Raw genomic sequence first — 19,007 nt, forward strand, 5'->3', positions numbered from 1 at the left:
GCGCGCGCGATCATCAGCCGGCCCAAGCTGTTGTTGCTCGACGAGCCGTCGATGGGGCTCTCGCCGATCATGGTGGAGAAGATCTTCGAGGTGGTGCGCGAGATCGCCAAGGAGGGCTTGACGGTGTTGCTGGTGGAGCAGAATGCGCGCCTGGCGCTCAAAGCAGCTACCCGTGGCTATGTGATGGACTCGGGGCTGGTGACCATGTCCGGTGATGCTAAAGACATGCTCGATGATCCCAAGGTGCGTGCGGCTTACTTGGGCGAATGAGTGGGTGAGTTGGTGAATGAGCCGTTGAATACGCGAACAGCGAGGCGAGCTACCATCTGAGCAGCTCCCAGAACTGTAGCTGCGACTCGATAGCAAAAGGGCGATGCATTCAACTGCATCGCCCTTTTTTTACGGTCTAAATACCGCGAATATCAATCGATGCTGTCCAGCACTTCCCGCAGCATCGCCAGCATCAGATCGATTTCACCGATGGTGACATTCAGCGCAGGCATAAAGCGCAGCAAGTTAGGGCGTGCCGAATTCAGCAGCAAACCCTGCGGTTCCATCAAGCGTGCCTTCTCCACAATCTCGGCACCGTTATCCTTGCCCAACAACAACGCGCGCAACAAGCCCTCGCCGCGTTCGCCTTCCATACCGCGCTCCTCCGAGAGCTTGAGCAATTCGCGGCTCAGATAATTGCCGCGTTCGCGCACGCCTTCGAGGAAGCCCGGAGCAATCAAGGTTTCCAGCACGGCGACACCGACCGCTGTCATCAGCGGGTTGCCGTTGTAGGTGCCGCCCTGGTCGCCCGCGACGAAGCAACACACTTCCTCTCGCGCCAGCAGGGCCGCCAGCGGCACGCCTGCGCCGATGCCCTTGGCCAGCGTCATGATGTCCGGCTCGATATTCGACAATTGATACGCGAACAGCGTGCCGGCGCGTCCATAGCCGCTTTGCACCTCATCGACGATCAACAGCACATTGCGCTTGCGGGTCAACTCGCGCAACTGTTGCATAAATTCACGCGTGGCCGGGATGACGCCACCTTCGCCCTGGATCGGCTCGAGCATCACGGCCACGGTTTTATCGGTAATCAGTCGCTCGACCGACGCGATATCGTTCAAATCGGCCTTCGGAAAACCGGGCACCTGCGGCGCGTATATCGTGTCCCAGCCGGGTTTGCCGCTGGCCGACATCGTGGCCAGCGTGCGGCCATGGAAACTGTGGTCGAACGTAATGATTTCGTAAGCGCCCGACTTATTCAGTTGGCCCCACTTGCGGGCGAGCTTGATCGCGCCTTCGTTGGCTTCCGCGCCGCTATTGGCGAAGAACACTTTCTGGAAGCAACTATTGGCGACGAGCAGGTTGGCCAGGCGCGCCATCGGCTCGTTGTAGAACGCGGGGCTGGGGTTGATCAGCTTGCGCGCCTGTACTTCGAGCGCTTCGATCACGACGTCGGGGCAGTGGCCCAGGCAGTTCACCGCCCAACCCTGCAGGAAGTCGAGATAACGCTTGCCGTCACTGTCGGTCAACCACGAACCCTTACCGCTGGTAAAGACGGTATCGGGCCGGTTGGTGATGTACATCAGCGACTGGACGGGGTAGTCATTCGATTTCATGGCAAGGGGCTCCGCACAAAGAACGTTCAAAGGGACACAGAAAAAAAACAAAGGCCACGGGGGTTGCCGTGGCCTTTTGAGTTCGGGACGCATGAAGCTCAATGCTCAGACGAAACCCGCGACGAAAGGTCGGCTTGCAGGCGGTTTTACCGCGCAAAGCAGGTTACCGCGACGTCGCAGCGAGAGCAGGGCAGAGTTCATGCCAAAAAGAATACGCTACGCGGCGGCGGTTTGTCAAAATGGATTACGTATACAAGCTAATCCTGCAGCGGATTGGCGAGGTCCGCCGCACTGGTAAACGCATCGGCGAAAAATTCGTCGTCGGGCAACCCATGCTGTCCGATGAAATCGCGCCGGGCCGCCTCGACCATCACCGGCGCGCCGCAGGCATAAACCTGGTGCGCACTCAAGTCTGGCAGATCGGCAATGACAGCATGATGAACCAAGCCACGGCGGCCCTGCCACGCGTCTTCAAGCGGCGCGTCGGACAGCACAGGCACGAACGTGAAGTTCGGCACCTGGCTTGCCCATTCTTGGGCGAGCGTGAGCAAATACAAATCCTTTTTACGGCGTGCACCCCAATACAAGGTCATCGGGCGTTCGATTTTCTTGAAGATGGCGTGCTCGATAATCGCCTTGATCGGTGCGAAGCCGGTGCCGGAGGCCAGTAGCACAATCGGCTTGTCGGAATTTTCGCGTAGAAAGAACGTGCCCAGCGGGCCTTCGAAGCGCAGGATCTCGCGTTCTTTCATGCTGCCGAACACATGATCGGTGAACTGGCCGCCCGGCATGTGGCGGATATGCAATTCCAGCAGGCCTTCATGATGCGGGGCATTGGCGATCGAGTAACTGCGGCGCTGGCCATCGCGCAAAATGAATTCGAGATACTGTCCGGCAAAGAATTGCAGCCGTTCGTTGGCCGGCAGTTGCAGACCCATGATGACGACGTCGTCGACCACGCGGTTTATCACATTGACCCGGCACGGCAGCTTTTTGATCGGCATGTCGCCGGCGCCGTTGACCTCGCGGATGTCGATCAGCAAATCGCTGAGCGGGTTGGCGCAGCACAGCAGCGCACCGCCGCGCATCTTCTCGTCGTTGGCGAGGGCAGATGCCGCGTGTGGGCCGTGCTCGACCTCGCCTTCGATCAACATGCCCTTGCAGGAGCCGCAGGCGCCGTTCTTGCAACCGTAGGGCAATCCGATGCCCTGACGCAGCGCTGCGGTGAGCACCGGTTCGCCGGGCTCGACTTGGAAAGTCCGACCGCTATGCCGGAGCGTTACATTAAATGCCATAACTATGATCAAAAATCAAAAAAACAGATTACGTTAAAAGGGTGTTCCAATCGCGCCATTCGCCACGACGTTACAATCCAGCCTTATGAAAGCCCTACAAAAATTTGGCAACCTCGGACGTCCGCGGGTGTTGATCGTTGGCTGCGGCGACGTAGGCACGCGTTGTATCGACGCGCTGGGCAAGCGTTTCCGTATTTTTGCGGTGACGCGCGACCTGCAGAATGCCGCGGCCTTGCGCATGCACGGCGCCACACCGGTCTACGCCGACCTCGATCGACCTGGAAGCCTGCATCGAATCGCGGCGCTCGCGCCTTGGATTCTGCATTTGGCGCCGCCTCCGACAACCGGTGCGACCGATACGCGCACCCGCAGTCTGCTGGCAGCGCTGGGACGAGCTCAGGCAAGGGGCCGAGCACCGCTGCGGCGCAGTTCGGGCAACACGCCGTCCAATATGCCGCGCATTAGGCCGCGTAATACCCATGCGGCATGCGTGCCCCGCATGGCGGTCGGCCGCCTGCGCCGTCGGATGGCATCCCTGTGCATTGTACCCGAGCCCGGTTTGGCCCCCGCGAGGATCCTGTCTTACGCCAGCACCTCAGGTGTATACGGCGACTGCGCAGGGGCACTGATCGACGAGACGCGCCCGACACGCCCGGCCAACCCTCGTGCGATTCGTCGCGTGGATGCCGAAACCGCATTGCGCGATGCCGGCGTGCGTGGGCTGATATCGCTGCGAGTCATGCGGATCCCCGGCATTTACGCGGCTGATCGCCTGCCGCTGGCGCGCTTGAACAAAGGCACCCCCGCGCTATGTCCGGCCGACGACGTGTACACCAGCCACATTCATGCCGACGATCTGGCAAGCATATTGTGTCGCGCTCTGTGGCGCGGTATGCCGCAGCGCGTGGTCCATGCGAGCGACGATAGTCGATTGAAAATGGGAGATTACTTCGATCTGGTCGCCCGGACTCATGGCTTGCCCTTGCCGCGGCGCATTGCACGCGAGCAGGCTGGGCGCGAACTGGAGCCTATGCTGCTGTCGTTCATGCGTGAATCGCGCAGGCTCGACAACACGAGACTCAAACGCGAATTGGGCGTGCGCTTGCGTTATCCAAGTGTCACCGAGTTTTTGCAGGAATACGCTTTGCAACGTACTTCGCTTACGTGAGCAATGGCACGCACTCCAGCACGATCAAGCTGATCAGCGCGCCGATCACGGCGCCGGCGAGTTGGGGATTGATGCGATTAAGTTGATAGGCCGTCACGGTAAGCGCGGCCGCAAGGGTGGCGACCAGCAGTAGGGCGCTACCGACATAGACGAAGTCAACGCTTAAACCGTTCCAGTTCATGATGACCTCCGTGATCGACCGTGCGAGTCGACTCTTCAAGTATAGGAGAGGTCAGCCATGAAAACACGTTGCGGTGCATCCGTCTGGCGTTGGCAGTGAGATGCAAAAAGCGTGTTTCGGTGCCGCTGCCGTCAGTCTTGCGCCTGCAAGCGGGCAAGTTCGGCCGCTCCCAGCCACATCCATAGTCCAGGCGCAAGTTCCGGGGGCAGGGCGAAACCGCCGATCGCGTGGCGGTGTAAGCTTTCAACCCGGTTGCCCACTGCCGCCAGCATCCGCTTTACCTGATGGTATTTGCCTTCGAGGATGTTCAACTCGAGTTCGTGCGCGGTCCGGCGACGAGCAGCCAGTGCGCGTAACGCAGTGGATTCGCCGTGCAGCATGACGCCGGCGCATAGGGTTTCGAGCTGATTTTCGTCCAACGGATGCTTGACGCCAACGTGATACACCTTGGAAACCTTGCGTTTTGGCGCGGTGTAGGCGTGGATAAAAGCGCCATCGTCCGAGAGCAGGATCAACCCCGTCGTGTCCTGATCGAGCCGCCCCACGCATTGCACGCCGCGCTCACGAAGCGGTGCGGGTAGCAGGCTGAAAATGCTGCTGTGGTGCTGCGGCGTATGCGAACACTCGAAGCCGGCCGGTTTGTGCATGGCCAGGTAGACCTTCTCATGAAAGGCCCAGACGACGTTATCCACAGTGAATGTAAGGCCCTCGGTCTCGAACCTTCGATGCGGGTCCACGCATGGCTCGCCGGCGATGGCGACTGCGCCGCTCGCGACGAGCGCCTGGCACTGGCGCCGACTGCCAAACCCTTGCGTATGAAGGATGCGTTCGAGTTCCATCGGAACGGGTTCCAAAAAACGAAGTATATGGCCCGAGAGGTCTCCTGCGGCCGCCGGGCAGGATCGACGTTATTGGTGTTTTCGTCAAGCGTAAGAGGGTGAGGTAAATCTGGGTTGGTCTTATTTTAAGTAAGAAACGCTCGAAGAAACCCCGATTGGCGCAGGCTGTGTCGGTTTACCGCTCTGAAGGTGTTCAACCCGATACCCAAACCGGCCTCCGACCACTATCCAAGCCGGGTTTCGAGCCGGGTTTCGAGCCACTTCTCAGCCCGCTACCTCGATCCGATTTCAGACCTTACTCCCACCATGCGGCCCTTTCCCAAACTCTCGGCGCCTGAATGGCACCGACTCGGCGCAGCAAGCCTGAGCGCCTGCGTGGTGCTCGCGCTCAGTCTGCTGCTGGCCCACTGGGGGGCGCAGCGGCTGGCCCATCGCCAGGAGCAGCAGCTACTGGCGAGCGCCGCGCAGGGAATAGGGCGCGCCATCGATCACGTCTTTCTGGAGGTGCTGCCCGCAGTCAGCAGCGACGCGCCACTGTTGACCCGCCCATGCGATTCGGTAAGCGCGGCGTTGCGCGATCAGGTCACACGCTTGCCTTACCTCAGCGCCATTCATCTGATCGAGCGCGGGCAGATTTATTGCTCATCGATCAGCGGTTTTGCGCCAGACGACGGCATACCGTTGTTGGCTGACGTGCCCGATGCTTCAGGCATCGGCACTGCTCGATTGGCCGGTCAATTTGCCGATCGGCCGGTGCTTACGGTGCGAGGGCCGCAGACGCAGGACCGGCAGGTGGTCGCCTTGATCGACAGCGCTTATTTCACCGACTTGCTTGCCGCGCAGCAAAGCCGCAGCTACGCGGGCGTGAGTGCGCAGATCGGGCCCATTGCGCTGACGAGTCGCGGCAGTGGCACGGCCTCAAGCACACCAATGCATCCGAATTTCATACGTGCCGCCGAAGCGGGTTTACCTCGTCTGGCAGTGGAAATCGAACCCTCGGCGCGGTACACGGCCTTCCTGGCAGCCGCGCAGTACCCGCGTCTCGCTTTGCTTGGCATTGCGTTCGCGGCGTTGGTTTTTTCCCTTGTCTATCGGTACTGCGAGCGCGACCGCCGCGCTGCGCTGCGCTTGCGACGCGCCATCGACGAACGGGCCTTTATTCCGTACTATCAGCCGCTGATCGACGCCCACCTGGGACATTGCGTGGGCGTCGAAGTGCTGGCGCGCTGGCGTACCCCAGACGGTCAAATCCTTAGCCCTGCCGCATTTATCGATCTGGCTGAACGCAGCGGTCTGGTGATCCCGTTGACGCGCCAACTGATGGAGCGGGTTGCGGTAGACCTGCGCTCAGGAGCCTTCCCGCCGGGCTGTCGAGTCGCGATCAATCTCTCGAGCCGGCATTTGTGCGATAGCGTCATAGTCGAGGATCTGCGCGGAATTTTTCACGATCTGCTGCCGCACTATCGGCTGGACGTCGAAGTTACCGAGCGCGCGGTGATCGGCGATTTCACACAAGCGCAAGCGGTGTTGGATCAGATTCGTCAATTGGGCGTTGAAATCGCCGTCGACGATTTCGGCACCGATTACAGCTCATTAAAATACCTGCAGCAGTTCCGCTTCGACGTGTTGAAAATAGATCGCAGTTTCGTGGCAGGGTTACCCGACGACGCCACCAGCCTCGCGATTGTCTCGGCGTTATACACACTGAGTGCAAAGCTCGGCATGCAAGTGATCGCCGAAGGCGTCGAAACCGAAGCGCAGGTTGAGATTCTGCTAGCGCAAGGCATCTCGTTGCTGCAGGGGTATTACTACAGCCCGCCGCTCGCGTTCAATGCGTTGCTTACCTGGCTGGCTGAGCGAGAAAGGCCGGCGGGCGCCCCTACTGCCGCTTGAGCACCCCTCTCATCCTGCTACCGTTTCTTGTATAGTCTGTAATAGGACTAGAAGCCATTAAGCAAAAAACGAGAAGGCTGAACAAAGGGTAAGACATCGTGTTAAAAGAAAATGTGCGGACGCTTTGGATGTGCGTTGCCGTCGCTGGCGCGTTCGTATCGGTCGGTGGCATTTGCCTGACGATAGGAGGGTTGTTGCTCATCGAATATGACCTGACCAAACTCGGTGTCGGAATGATCGTCGTGGGCACCTTGACCTACGTAACCATCTTGAATCGGATTGGTCAGGACTAGCAGAAAAATCACGCCATGAAATTCTCACCATCGCCGGCGAGCACCGATTTGATACTCAACAAGTGTTGCTGTGCGCTGGCCGGATCCCCTTCGCGCATCTGCCGATAAGTCTTTAATGCGATCTCATGCGGTATCGGTTTGATGCGCCGTCCAGTGCTCAGCGCTGTAACCTGCACCTGCGCCGCGCGTTCCAGATAATAGAGGTCGTCCCACGCTTCGGCAATGTTGGGGCCAACCACCATCACGCCATGATTACGCAGGAAAATCACATCGGCGTCGCCCAGGGCGCCGGCGATTCGATCACCTTCGGAATTGTCCAGCGCCAGCCCGTTGTAATTTTCATCGACAGCCGTGCGGCCATAAAATTTCAATGCGGTCTGACCCGCCCAGACAAGCGGTTCGCCCTCCACCATGGCAAGCGCGGTTGCGTACGGCATGTGGGTATGAAAGGCCGCGACGACCCGCGGTTTTTGTTTATGCAGCCGCGCATGTATGTAGAACGCGGTCGCTTCGGGCTTGCCGTGACCGGCAATCACGTGTCCGTCGAAATCGCAAATCAACAGGCTGGACGCGGTAACCTGCTCGAAAGCCAAACCGTACGGATTCACGAGAAACAGGCCTTCGCAGCCCGGCACCAACGCAGAAAAGTGATTGCAAATTCCCTCGGCCATGCCCAACCGCGCGGCCATGCGGAAGCACGCTGCAAGATCGATGCGGGCCTGCACGACCGCTTGTGTATCTAGTCTGCCATAACGCAGGATTGCGGCTGAGTCGGCGCCGCCAGTCGTCAATTCATGGGCCATCTTGGACCTTCCCTAATCTAATCAATACGTTCCAATCGATACGCTCGAACGTGCACGCCTTGCGGATATGTTAGTCCGGAGCAATAGGCCGGGCTTAAAGCCAGCGAGCTTAGAGCCGGCGAGCTTGCGGATTAAACTTTCCGATCGCGCTACGCATTGGGCTTAAACCCCCAACCGAGCGAGTCGAATAATTCCGGCACGCCGTCTAGTGTAGCCAGTGTCGCATCCGCGGTGTAATCGGCAAGCGGCTTGCGCCCGGTACCCCGGTCTATCCATACGCAGCGGAATTTCATATCGCGTGCGGCGGCATGGTCCAGGTGCGGGCTTGCGCAAATATGAACCACGTCTGCCAGGCCAACGCCAAGCTGCGCGTGAGCGTATTCGAAAATGCGCCGCGACGGCTTGTAAGCGCCAGCTTGCTCGGCGGTTATCATGCGGTCGATGTAGCCGCCCATTTGCGCGACATTGCCGGCGATGATCGCGTCGTCGGTGTTCGAAATAATGCACAGCTTGAACCCGTCCGCTTTAAGGCGCGCCAGCGTAGGCACGACCTCGGGAAAAGGCGGCATTTTGGCAATGCGGCTCGTCAGGATGTCGATATCCTCGGGCGCATAGCGCATGCCCAACTCGGTCATGGCCAGGCGTAGCCCTTCCCCGGCCACTTCCTTGAACGTGCGATGGGGCGCGGTTTGCTCTAGCGCATGCTCATACTTGTCATAAATCTGAATCAAGCGCATCGGGTCGATATCTGCATGGCCGCGGATGGCAAGAATATGCTGGACCGCCGCGAGCAAACCCTCGTCCCATTGGATCAAGGTGCCGTAGCAGTCAAAGGTCAGCCACTCAGGGCGTGTCGTATGGTGCAGAGTGTTCATGGTCGTGCTGTCCAATAGGTCGATAACCGTCGATAAAATTCAATAAAACCAGCAGGCGATCGAGCATGAAATGCCGCTTGCCGCGGTGCGCCCTCGCGTTCACTCGGGCTCCATAGCGACAGCATAGAGAGTTGGCATGTTATTTGAAAATTAAATATAATAATGATAATAAGTTGATTTTCGACTAAGGTCCGGCATGTTCGATTTGGAGCTATTGAGAAGTTTCGTTTGCGTCGTCGATGCGGGCGGGTTCACGCGCGCGGCGGAGCGTGTGCACCGCACGCAATCGACGATCAGCCAGCAGATCCGCAAGCTCGAAGAGAGCGCAGGGCAGCCATTGCTGGTGCGAACTCGCTCGGGCAACCAGATCGTCCCCACCGAAGCCGGCGAGCGATTGCTCGGATACGCGCGACAACTGCTCGCGATCTCGGCCGAGGCGCACGATGTGTTGTGCAACCCGGAGACGGTGAGTTTGGTGCGATTGGGCATTCCCGAGGATTTTGCGGCACGCCAATTGACCGAGATGCTTTCGGGTTTCGCACGATCCCATCCCGGGATTCGGCTCGATACGGTCAGTGGAATGAGCGTCGACCTGCGTCTGCATCTCGATGCTGGCGAGTTGGATCTGGCGTTGATCAAACGAGAACCGGGGAGTGGCCCCAGCTTGGCCTGCTGGCCTGAAGAGGTGGCCTGGGTAGCCGGCTTAAATGAGGACCGAAGCGGCGCGGACGAAACCAGTCCGGTGCCGTTGGTGCTGTTCCCTCAGGGCTGCATCTACCGCAATCGAGCGATCCATGCACTCGAGGCGGCGGGGCGCCGTTGGCGCGTCGCCTACGGTAGCCATAGTCTGGCGGGCGTGCAGGCTGCGGTCTCGTCCGGGCTCGGAATCACGATTTTGCCGAAGAACGCGGTGTTGAGCGATCACCGCGTGCTGGGCGACGACGATGGCTTCAGCACGCCGCCAACCGCAGAGCTGGCGCTGATCACGACCGCAGCGGGCCTGAGCCCGGCGGCCGCACAACTGGCGGCGTATCTGGAGCAGTCGGTCCAGATCGATTAGTGCTGCACCTCGACGACGATATCGTCGTAGTGCCTGATCCGGTAAATCATCATCGAGAGCAGCCAGCTCACCACGAACACGCCGATCACGATGTAACCGAGCACGCCGAAATTGTCATTGAGCATGCTGATCGAATCCCACACCGGTCCCGTCATCTTGAACTGATCGCCGATCAGGCCCAAGGTCTCAATGCCGCCGATCACCACGGCCACCACGACCGAAACAAAGGTGATGGTCATGTTGTAGTAAATCTTGCGTATCGGCTTCAAAAAGGCCCAGCCATAGGCGCCCAGCATCAAGATGCCATCCGTGGTGTCGATCAGCGACATCCCCACCGAAAACAACGCCGGGAACACCATGATGCTCCAGAACGTCATGCCGTGAGCGGCCTGGCTCGATGAGATACCGAACAGCGCCACTTCGGTGGCGGTGTCGAAACCGAGGCCGAACAGTATCCCGATCGGGAACAGGTGCCAACTGCGCGTTACCATCCTGAACAACGGGCGAAACAGACGCGACAGAAGGCCACGCTTATTGAGCAGCAAATCGAAATCGTTTTCGACCAGCGCTTCGCCGCGCTTGACCGCATGGAACGTGCGGAACACCGAAATCAGGATCAGGACGTTCGCAAACGCGATCAAGAACAGAAAGCCTGCCGAGGCGATCGTGCTGATTACGCCACCCATCGACTTCATGATTTCGAAGTGCGATTGCAAAGCGGTCGCGGCAAAGCCGATGCCGACCGAAAGAGCGCACACCACGCTGGCGTGCCCCATCGAAAAGAACAGCCCGACCGAAACGGGACGTTTGCCTTCCTGCATCAATTTTCGCGTCACGTTGTCGATCGCGGCGATGTGATCGGCATCCACGGCGTGGCGCAGGCCAAAGGTATAGGCCAATAAGGCTGTTCCAAGCAGAATCGACTGGCCGTGAAACAGGACAAAAGCCCACACCCAGGCACCGACATTGGCGGCAATCAGCAAGAGGTAGATGCCGCCAATCTTGGCGCGCAGATGGGCAGGGGTATCGTTGAACAGGGTGATGAATTTATTGGGCATGAAGTCCTCGCATGCTGTTAACGGATCCGGCAAAACGCCGGAGTGTGGTACGAGCCGATGTGCATGCAATGCAACATTGCGGGATTGCACGAGGCGGACTCGACGAGGGCAGGTCTCCTGGCTTACGCGTCATCGTTTGCTATCGCCTTCCCGGCTTCTTAGTTGCCAGTGGCATTCGATAACAAACTCTGCGTTCACAGTTGCGGGCACAGCTGTGGTCTCGGCCGAAGCCTCACCACATTCCCTATTAATGCCTTGCGGCAGCCATCATGGAGCGGATTATGGCGGGTTTCCTCCAAATAGTTAAGGGTACTGGCGTGCGAAGCGCTCGGCCGTTGGACGATTGCCCGTCCAGCGTTTAAGCTGGAAGGGGTGCTCCACACGCCTACACTCCCTCATCTGGATTGCGATCATGAATTGGAATAGCGCAGTGCGGCAGCCGGGCGTACTCGCGGCGCTTGCGGCGGCATTGTTATTTGGCGCCGGAACGCCACTGGCCAAGGCTCTACTGGGCGATGTCAGCCCCTGGATGCTGGCCGCCCTGCTGTATCTGGGGTCCGGCATCGGTTTGGCGGTGTATCGGCGTCTGAGCCGCGCGCCCGCGGTGCGGCTACCACGTCATGAAGCGCCGTGGTTTGCCGGCGCGATTCTGTGCGGCGGCGTCATCGCGCCGGTGCTGTTGATGATCGGTCTGACCGGCATGCCGGCTTCCGGCGCTTCGCTACTGCTCAACGCCGAAGGGGTATTTACCGCGCTCCTGGCGTGGTTTGCGTTCAAGGAAAACTTCGATCGGCGCATTGCACTCGGTATGGCGGCTATTGTGGCCGGCGCGGCGGTGTTGAGCTGGCCTAGCACCGTTCGGCTGGCCGGGGGCTGGCCCGCACTGGCCATCCTAGGCGCTTGCCTGGCCTGGGGTCTCGATAACAATCTGACGCGTAAGGTGTCGCTCAGCGACGCAACCTGGGTGGCCTGCGTCAAGGGGGGCGTGGCGGGCAGTGTCAACCTGGTGCTGGCTTTATCGCTGGGCGCGACGCTCCCTAACTGGGCTCATCTGGGTGCCGCAATGCTGGTCGGTTTTTTGGCCTACGGCGTCAGCCTGACCTTGTTCGTGATGGGGCTGCGCCATTTGGGTACGGCGCGCACCGGCGCGTACTTCTCGATCGCACCGTTCTTCGGGGCAGTTCTGGCGTTGGCGATGGGCGAGCCGCTGACGTTGCCGCTGCTGGTGGCGGGGGCATTGATGGCCGTCGGTATCTGGTTGCACCTGACCGAACGCCACGTACATACGCACACTCATGAAGCGACGGAGCATCGGCATGAGCATGTGCATGACGCGCATCATCAGCATGAACATGATTTTCCGGTTGCGCCTGGCACGCGGCATAGCCATCAGCATAGGCATACTGCTATGGTCCACGCGCATGCGCATTTTCCGGATATGCATCATCGGCACCGGCATTGATCTTTCTCAGCGAGACACCTTAGATGAATAGTCGCACCGGCTGGAAGTGCCTGCTTTTGCTATGGGCCATTTTGTCTTCGAGCGCTTACGCTACCGATACCACCAGTGCCTTGGGCTCGCCGCAAATCGCTTCCATGGCCCCCGAATCGGCTCATTCGTCGGCGCAGTCGTCGGCGTTGTCCGATGCGTCGTCGCAAAGGGGCATACGGCAAGGCGCACCGTGGGCGACGTTCTATGGCGCGGCGACGGATATCGATCTCACTAAACTGGCGGCCACCTTCCGGATGCTCGATATCGATGCCGATCCGGACCAGGAAAATTTCACGCCGCAGCAAGTCGCCGCGTTAAAAAATGGCGGAAGCAACAAGGTATTGAGTTATTTCAACATCGGCTCCTGCGAGAAAAGTCGCAACTACTGGTCTGAGGTGCCCGAGGGTTTCGTCTCCTGTTCGGCCAATCTTGCCGCCCAGCGCGGCAACTACGACGGCTATCCGAACGAAGTCTGGATGGACCCGAGCAACGCCGATTATCAGCATCTGCTCTTGGACTATGTAGCACCGCGGCTGGTCGCCCAAGGCGTCGACGGCTTCTATCTGGACAACATGGAAATCGTCGAGCACGGCACTCGGACCGCCAATGGGCCTTGCAATAGCGCTTGCGTGCGAGGGGCGTTGGACTTCGTCGCCAAGCTGCGTGCGAAATATCCGAACCTGACGATCGTGATGCAAAACGCCACCAGTGATGTCACGCGTCTTGGGCGCACGTCGGCCGGCGCTTATGCGACGCTCATCGACGGCGTCGCGCACGAGGAAGTCTATCAACCGGCCCACGACCTCACTGCCGAAGGGGAGCTGATGCTCTGGTCCGGGATGAATTTACGCCCGGGCGGCCAACCGTTTTGGATAGGCACGGTCGATTACGTCGGCAAGTGCAGCAACCTGGCCGCTGCGCGAGCCGACTACGCGCGCAGTCGGGCACGCCACTTTTCGCCCTACGCCTCCAACGCCAGCGCAGACCAGCAAACCGTCTGCTATTGGCCGTTGCTGGGCTCAGAGGTTGGGCCGTGACGGTGTTCTCGCTTCCACTCAACCTTGCACGCAATTTTGCACCCAACTTCGCACCGAATTCCGCAGGCAACACCGTACTCCTGCCGGGCATCACAAGATGAACTCCGAAGATCTGAAGCTGTTTCTCGATGTAGCGATCAATGGCAATTTCTCGCGCGCCTCGATCGAAATTGGTTTGTCCCAGTCCGCGTTGAGCCGGCGAGTCTCCGCATTGGAAGCCGAGTTGAATGTCCGGCTTTTTTACCGTAGCGGGCGCGGTGTCGTGCTCACCGAAGCGGGGCATCGTCTGGCCAAATATGCGACCGAGGTCACAGACGTCCTGCAGCGGGCCACTCTGGATCTATCGTCTCCCGCGCATCAGGGGCCTTCCAGCATTGTCCTCGCCGCACAGCCGACGATTGCGAAAATTCTGTTCGGCTCGATCGGCAAGGCGTTGAAGCTGCAATATCCGGGTATCAAAATGCACTTCAAGGAAGGCTTGGGCGGTCATATTCAGGAGTGGATTGCCAACGGAGAAATCGACGCGGCGATCGTCTATCTGCCCGAGAATCATTCGTCGCTGGGTGTCGACGTAATCCTGCGCGAGCAACTGAGTTTTGTCGCACCGCCAGAATTCGGTCCGATCGGCGCGGGGTTTCCGGTCGAGCGTCTGGCCGATGTGCCGCTGGTGCTTCCCGCGCATCCGCATGGGTTGAGAGTGCTCGCGCAATCGCTCACTGCGCGATTTTCCCGGACGCTGAACCTGAGCATGGAATGTGACGCGTCCGTCTACATCACCAAGCAGCTCGTGGCCGAAAACTGCGGCTGCACCATCCTGCCGTTGGCTTCGGTCCAGGAAGAAGTGCAAAAGGGCATTCTTCAAGCGGCGCCCCTGATCGATCCCGAGATCGTTCGCGATGTGGCGATCATTTCTGCGCGCAATAGACCGCCTATACCGAGTCAACGGCAGGTTCTTGAAACGGTCCGCCAACAAATCGTGCAACTGGTCGAGATCGGGGCTTGGGCCGGCGCGACGCTGGTTTAGGCTGCGAACCTGGGCAAACAAGCCCCGTGGGAACCTGTCCCGCGCTTCGATGCATGGCGCCCATATCTGATGTGTGTTCACGGCATAGCATGGCGGCGGTGGCTGCGGCATACTTTCGCGCGGAGCTCGCGCACTATAAAAAAACATTGGCACAGCACAGGAGACACAATGACGTCTTGGTATCGCAGCATGAATCCGCCGCAAAAGCGGACATTTTGGGCGTGCCTGATGGGCTGGGCACTCGACGCCATGGACGTTCAGCTGTTCGCGTTTGTGATTCCGACACTGATCACGCTGTGGGGGATGACGAAGTCGCAAGCGGGCATCGTGGGCACCGCCGCCCTGATTACGTCGGCGATCGGCGGAGTGCTGGCCGGCCTGCTCGCGGACCGTATCGGCCGGGTTCGTGTCCTGCAGATTACGATACTCTGGTTCGCCCTTTTTACCGGACTCTCGGCGCTGACCCATTCGTATCATCAACTGCTGCTGACCCGCAGCCTGCAGGGCTTGGGCTTTGGCGGGGAATGGGCCGCTGGCGCCGTGCTGATCGGCGAGGCCGTCGACAAACGTATTCGCGGCCGAGCGGTGGGCACAGTCCAGGCGGGCTGGCCGATCGGTTATGCAATGGCTGCGCTCGCCTACTTCATTATTTTCAGCTTGTGGCCCGCGGATGTAGCTTGGCGCTTGCTGTTCTTCGTCGGCTTGCTGCCCGCGTTGGCGGTCATCTGGCTGCGCCGCAACGTCCCCGAGTCGGAGGCCTTCAAGGCTGTAGCCGACGTACGCAAGAAAACCAGCTTCGCCGGCAATTTTGCACTGATCTTTTCACGCAACGTGTTGCCTCGCACCCTCACGGCCTCGTTGCTGGCGGCGGGTGCGCTGGGTGGCAACTACACCATTCTGACCTGGCTCGTGACCTACTTGCGGCAAACGCACAGCATGTCGATCGGCGGGACGACCGGCTACCTGGCGATCAATATCTTCGGCTCATTTTGCGGCTATGTGGGCGCGGCTTATTTGAGCGACCTGCTCGGGCGACGCAAGACGTTCGTGTTGTCCGCGCTCGGCGCGACGCTTGCGATTCTGACTTATACCTTCCTGCCTGTGGTCGGCATGACCATGCTGTTGCTGGGTTTCCTGGTCGGGATGTTCCAGTCGGGCATCGTCTCCGGCATGGGAGCCTGCTTTTCCGAGCTGTTTCCGGCACAGATACGCGCCAGCGCCGGCGGCTTTTCCTACAACTTCGGCCGCGCCTTCGGATCGCTGGTGCCGGCTGCAGTCGGCATCACGAGTGCGGAATACGGACTCGGACCGTCGATAGGCGCTTGGGCGGCGGCCTCATATGCACTCGTTTTCGTGGCCGCGCTGGCGATGCCCGAGACTCGTAATAAGGAGCTTGAACTACATGTCTGACCTCAAACCTCAACTACCCCGCACGGGCGGCCGCATCCTGGTCGACGCGCTCCAGATCAACGGCGTGGACACGGTGTATTGCGTGCCTGGCGAAAGCTATTTACCTGTGCTCGACGCTTTGCATGACACCACCAGCATACGCACCTACGTAGCCCGTCATGAAGGCGCTGCATCCAATATGGCGGACGCCTACGGCAAGCTCACCGGTCGCCCCGGCATCTGCTTCGTCACGCGCGGCCCAGGCGCCACGCACGCCAGTGTCGGTGTGCATACGGCCCGCCAGGATTCGACGCCGATGATTCTTTTTATTGGTCAGGTCGACACCGGCTTTGCAGAACGCGAGGCGTTCCAGGAAGTCGACTACCGGCAGATGTTCGGCGGCCTGGCCAAGTGGGTGACGGAGATCCAGGACCTGACGCGGATTCCCGAAGTGCTGGCTCGTGCGTTCAGCGTGGCGACTTCGGGGCGGCCGGGCCCGGTCGTCGTGGCGCTGCCCGAGGATGTTCTGTTCGCGTCGGGTGTGGCGCAAGACGCACCGCCGTCGCGCACTGCGCAAAGCGCTCCTACAGCCAGCGACATGGACGCGTTTCGTGCGTTGCTTGCGCAGGCGCGCCGACCGCTCATGGTGATCGGTGGCACGGGCTGGGACCCGCAAGCCTGCGCAGATCTGCAGGCCTTCGCATTAGCTAACGACATCCCAGTTGCGGCAGCGTTCAGGCGGCAGGATCTGTTCGACAATTGCGCGCCTAATTATGTCGGCCAGATCGGCCTTGGAATTTCACCGAAACTGGCCCAGTGCGTGCGCGAGGCCGATCTCGTGATCGCCGTGGGTACGCGTTTGAGCGAAGTGACCTCGGGCGGGTACACGCTGGTGCAAAGCCCCGTACCGGAGCAGACGCTCGTGCATGTGCATGCCGACGCGAATGAACTGGGTCGGGTCTATCAGGCCACGTTGCCGATCAACTCGGGAATGCGCAACTTTGCCCAGGCGCTAGCGGCATTGCCTGCGCTCGACGTGCAATGGCAGTCGTGGACGCGAACCGCGCGTGAAGCGTATATGGCGCATTCGACCGCCAGGGTTCCCGACATCGTGCCCAATGGCGTTGACCTTTCGCAGGTTGTTGCCCATTTGAGCGAGGTGTTGCCGGCCGATTCGATCATCTCCAACGGCGCGGGCAACTACACGGTTTGGGTGCATCGCTTTTACCGCTATCGCCAGAGCGCGACCGAACTGGCGCCTACCAGTGGCGCAATGGGTTACGGCCTGCCCGCCGCGATCGCTGCGAAATTGCAGCACCCGGAGCGCGAGGTCGTGTGCTTCGCCGGCGACGGTTGCTTCATGATGTATCCGCAGGAATTGGCGACAGCGATGCAATACGGCGCGGCGATGATAGTCATCGTGGTGAACAACGGCATGCTGGGCACCATACGCATGCACCAGGAACGCGAGTACCCAGGTCGAGTCTCCGGCACTGATCTGCGCAATCCCGATTTCGTTGCGCTGGCTCGTTCTTTTGGCGCATATGGTGAAACGGTCGAACGTAGCGAGGATTTCCCGGCGGCTTTTGCTCGCGCACGGGCCGCAGGTGTGGCGGCGGTGCTCGAGTTGCGCACGGACCCTCTGCAAATTACTCCAACCGCACGATTGGAACGATAACCCCGAATCGGCCGCACAGTGTCGATGCTGTGCGGCCGTATCGTTGAATCTGGTAGGGTTTCGTCAACGCGGCAGGTGCGGTCATGCCGCTCAGTTGTACGGGTTGGCGGGCACGCCGTTGCTTGCCATGTCCACGGTGCCATGCGACTGCGCATAGCGGGCTTGCAGTTGCAGCGCTTGTTGCGTGTACACCGGGCTGATGTCCGGATATGACTCGTCGGTCACGAGATTCGAACCGTTTTGTTGGGCCGTTACCAATTCTTGGTAAACCTCGGCGCGTGTTTTTTCTTGCGCGAATGCGTTCGAGGATGCGAGAACGATAAGCGAGAGGGTAAGCATGGCGATCTTCTTCATTTTCAACTCCAGTGTATGTGTTTGATGGGGTATGCATAGGGGCTAACGCTTGTTCGTCCGCGAATATTCCTGTCTGCCCCAAAAAAAGTATTTCAGGTAATAACAATAAGGGATCGATTCTGTCTAATTAAATTTGTAGTGCGAATTAATATTTGTGGATGGTGCGTGAGAAATTCGTAGTCGAATCGCTACTGTCGACGATGCTCACGCGCCTGCGCCACCGGAAACCAGCGGGTCGCCCGATCTACGAAAATACGATTCCCAGCGTCGGCTGCAGGAAGATATGAGTCGAGATATGCGCTAAGTCCGCGGTGGCAAGCCCATAACGCCAATACAAGATGCCCCAGAGTATTCCCGGTGTAACAAACCGAAACATGTCGTACGTCAGAATCAAGGGCGTAAGGGGCTCTACCGTTATCGCGACGACGTTGATGTAGATGTTCAGCACCTGCGCAAGAATCATTGCAAGCCAGTAAGCGTTTGGAGCGATGCGCCCATCGGCCTGGCGCCAAACCAAACCCATTAGCCAGACCAGCGTTGATCCGACAAAAAGCTGATAGATGACATGTTCGTTGAACGCGCGCAATGTGAAATAGATTAGACGGACGGTGAGTCCTTGCGCTGCGAAATAAGCCCGGTATTCTGCTGGAAGCACGGACCGAAATGCAAAGCCGTCTATAAATAGCACGTAGGCTGCGACCGCGGCTCCTATCAGAAACGAAACCCGCACCGGGTGTTTGAGACCCGTCGGCATGATTTCGAGCCCCGTGCGTCGCGCAAAGAATAGACCGATCAGCCCTAGGGCAAAAACTAAACACGCACGAAGCCCAGGTGAGTGCCCCGTTGCCGTGCCCATTGCGATCCCCCATGGCGCTATGGCGGCAATGGCGGCGCCTATCGCCACGAGAATCAACCCAGGAACATTGCTGGTTTGGCTCCGAGGCGCTACAACGGCGGC

The 19,007-nt window shown here is 59.5% G+C and carries 18 protein-coding genes, 1 pseudogene and 1 riboswitch; of the genes and pseudogenes, 10 read left to right on the forward strand and 9 right to left on the reverse strand.

Features of this window, described 5'->3' with window-relative positions; genetic code table 11:
* Positions 1–270, forward strand: a pseudogene (locus tag GSQ77_RS00010) (ABC transporter ATP-binding protein); the annotation flags it as partial.
* Positions 271–422: 152 nt separating this feature from the next.
* Here GSQ77_RS00010 and GSQ77_RS00015 read toward each other — a convergent pair.
* Both GSQ77_RS00015 and GSQ77_RS00020 read right to left on the reverse strand, forming a co-directional pair.
* Positions 423–1,610 carry an acetylornithine transaminase gene (locus tag GSQ77_RS00015; RefSeq protein ID WP_158897764.1) on the reverse strand — a complete coding sequence of 396 codons (1,188 nt, stop codon included), beginning with the start codon at positions 1,608–1,610 and terminating at the stop codon, positions 423–425.
* Between the two features lie 257 nt (positions 1,611–1,867).
* A complete protein-coding gene (locus GSQ77_RS00020; RefSeq protein ID WP_158897766.1) occupies positions 1,868–2,905 on the reverse strand; it encodes a CDP-6-deoxy-delta-3,4-glucoseen reductase in 1,038 nt (345 codons plus the stop codon).
* A gap of 85 nt (positions 2,906–2,990) precedes the next feature.
* Between GSQ77_RS00020 and GSQ77_RS00025 the strand changes: the two genes are divergently transcribed.
* Positions 2,991–4,073, forward strand: coding sequence for an SDR family NAD(P)-dependent oxidoreductase (locus GSQ77_RS00025; protein ID WP_158897768.1), 1,083 nt, complete (start codon positions 2,991–2,993; stop codon positions 4,071–4,073).
* Here the strand turns inward: GSQ77_RS00025 and GSQ77_RS00030 are convergent.
* Positions 4,066–4,254: a hypothetical protein gene (locus GSQ77_RS00030; RefSeq protein WP_158897770.1), complete on the reverse strand. Its 189-nt coding sequence runs from the start codon at positions 4,252–4,254 to the stop codon at positions 4,066–4,068. The genes GSQ77_RS00025 and GSQ77_RS00030 overlap by 8 nt on opposite strands.
* Before the next feature lie 131 nt (positions 4,255–4,385).
* Entirely contained in the window at positions 4,386–5,093 is a 708-nt protein-coding gene (locus tag GSQ77_RS00035; RefSeq protein ID WP_158897772.1) for a 16S rRNA pseudouridine(516) synthase, read from the reverse strand.
* Between the two features lie 189 nt (positions 5,094–5,282).
* Here GSQ77_RS00035 and GSQ77_RS00040 point away from each other — a divergent pair, with 189 nt between their 5' ends.
* Complete coding sequence (locus GSQ77_RS00040) at positions 5,283–6,986, forward strand: EAL domain-containing protein (protein ID WP_158897774.1); 1,704 nt, start codon at positions 5,283–5,285, stop codon at positions 6,984–6,986.
* 98 nt (positions 6,987–7,084) lie between these two features.
* Positions 7,085–7,279 carry a DUF2964 family protein gene (locus tag GSQ77_RS00045; protein WP_158897776.1) on the forward strand — a complete coding sequence of 65 codons (195 nt, stop codon included), beginning with the start codon at positions 7,085–7,087 and terminating at the stop codon, positions 7,277–7,279.
* Positions 7,280–7,287: 8 nt separating this feature from the next.
* Here the strand turns inward: GSQ77_RS00045 and GSQ77_RS00050 are convergent, their stop codons facing one another.
* Entirely contained in the window at positions 7,288–8,082 is a 795-nt protein-coding gene (locus GSQ77_RS00050; RefSeq protein WP_158897778.1) for an aldolase, read from the reverse strand.
* A gap of 149 nt (positions 8,083–8,231) precedes the next feature.
* Complete coding sequence (locus tag GSQ77_RS00055) at positions 8,232–8,957, reverse strand: HAD-IA family hydrolase (RefSeq protein ID WP_158897780.1); 726 nt, start codon at positions 8,955–8,957, stop codon at positions 8,232–8,234.
* Positions 8,958–9,153: 196 nt separating this feature from the next.
* Here GSQ77_RS00055 and GSQ77_RS00060 point away from each other — a divergent pair, with 196 nt between their 5' ends.
* Positions 9,154–10,017: a LysR substrate-binding domain-containing protein gene (locus GSQ77_RS00060; RefSeq protein ID WP_158897782.1), complete on the forward strand. Its 864-nt coding sequence runs from the start codon at positions 9,154–9,156 to the stop codon at positions 10,015–10,017.
* Here the strand turns inward: GSQ77_RS00060 and GSQ77_RS00065 are convergent.
* Complete coding sequence (locus GSQ77_RS00065; RefSeq protein WP_158897784.1) at positions 10,014–11,075, reverse strand: HoxN/HupN/NixA family nickel/cobalt transporter; 1,062 nt, start codon at positions 11,073–11,075, stop codon at positions 10,014–10,016. The two genes, GSQ77_RS00060 and GSQ77_RS00065, sit on opposite strands and share 4 nt — an antisense overlap.
* An 89-nt stretch (positions 11,076–11,164) precedes the next feature.
* Positions 11,165–11,359, reverse strand: a riboswitch (cobalamin riboswitch).
* 128 nt (positions 11,360–11,487) lie between these two features.
* Between GSQ77_RS00065 and GSQ77_RS00070 the strand changes: the two genes are divergently transcribed.
* The 5 genes from GSQ77_RS00070 to GSQ77_RS00090 all read left to right on the forward strand — a co-directional run bounded on the left by GSQ77_RS00070 (position 11,488) and on the right by GSQ77_RS00090 (position 17,695).
* Positions 11,488–12,537, forward strand: a complete 1,050-nt coding sequence (locus tag GSQ77_RS00070) for a DMT family transporter (RefSeq protein WP_158897786.1) — start codon at positions 11,488–11,490, stop codon at positions 12,535–12,537.
* 23 nt (positions 12,538–12,560) lie between these two features.
* The gene (locus GSQ77_RS00075) at positions 12,561–13,604 is read left to right on the forward strand and encodes an endo alpha-1,4 polygalactosaminidase (RefSeq protein ID WP_254067384.1); all 1,044 of its coding nucleotides are present in this window, start codon (positions 12,561–12,563) and stop codon (positions 13,602–13,604) included.
* 97 nt (positions 13,605–13,701) lie between these two features.
* Positions 13,702–14,628, forward strand: coding sequence for a LysR family transcriptional regulator (locus GSQ77_RS00080; RefSeq protein WP_158897788.1), 927 nt, complete (start codon positions 13,702–13,704; stop codon positions 14,626–14,628).
* Positions 14,629–14,796: 168 nt separating this feature from the next.
* Positions 14,797–16,038: an MFS transporter gene (locus tag GSQ77_RS00085; protein WP_158897790.1), complete on the forward strand. Its 1,242-nt coding sequence runs from the start codon at positions 14,797–14,799 to the stop codon at positions 16,036–16,038.
* On the forward strand, positions 16,031–17,695 hold the full coding sequence (locus tag GSQ77_RS00090) for a thiamine pyrophosphate-binding protein (protein ID WP_158897792.1): 1,665 nt from the start codon (positions 16,031–16,033) through the stop codon (positions 17,693–17,695). The genes GSQ77_RS00085 and GSQ77_RS00090 overlap by 8 nt, the downstream gene beginning before the upstream one ends.
* 90 nt (positions 17,696–17,785) lie before the next feature.
* Here GSQ77_RS00090 and GSQ77_RS00095 read toward each other — a convergent pair whose 3' ends face one another.
* Positions 17,786–18,049 (reverse strand): DUF4148 domain-containing protein, encoded by a 264-nt coding sequence (locus tag GSQ77_RS00095; RefSeq protein ID WP_158897794.1) that lies wholly within the window; start codon positions 18,047–18,049, stop codon positions 17,786–17,788.
* Between the two features lie 244 nt (positions 18,050–18,293).
* On the reverse strand, positions 18,294–18,905 hold the full coding sequence (locus GSQ77_RS00100; RefSeq protein WP_158897796.1) for a hypothetical protein: 612 nt from the start codon (positions 18,903–18,905) through the stop codon (positions 18,294–18,296).
* Between the last annotated feature and the right edge of the window lie 102 nt (positions 18,906–19,007).

Origin of the sequence: Burkholderia sp. L27(2015) (assembly GCF_009765705.1) — a bacterium.
GTDB lineage: Bacteria > Pseudomonadota > Gammaproteobacteria > Burkholderiales > Burkholderiaceae > LMUX01.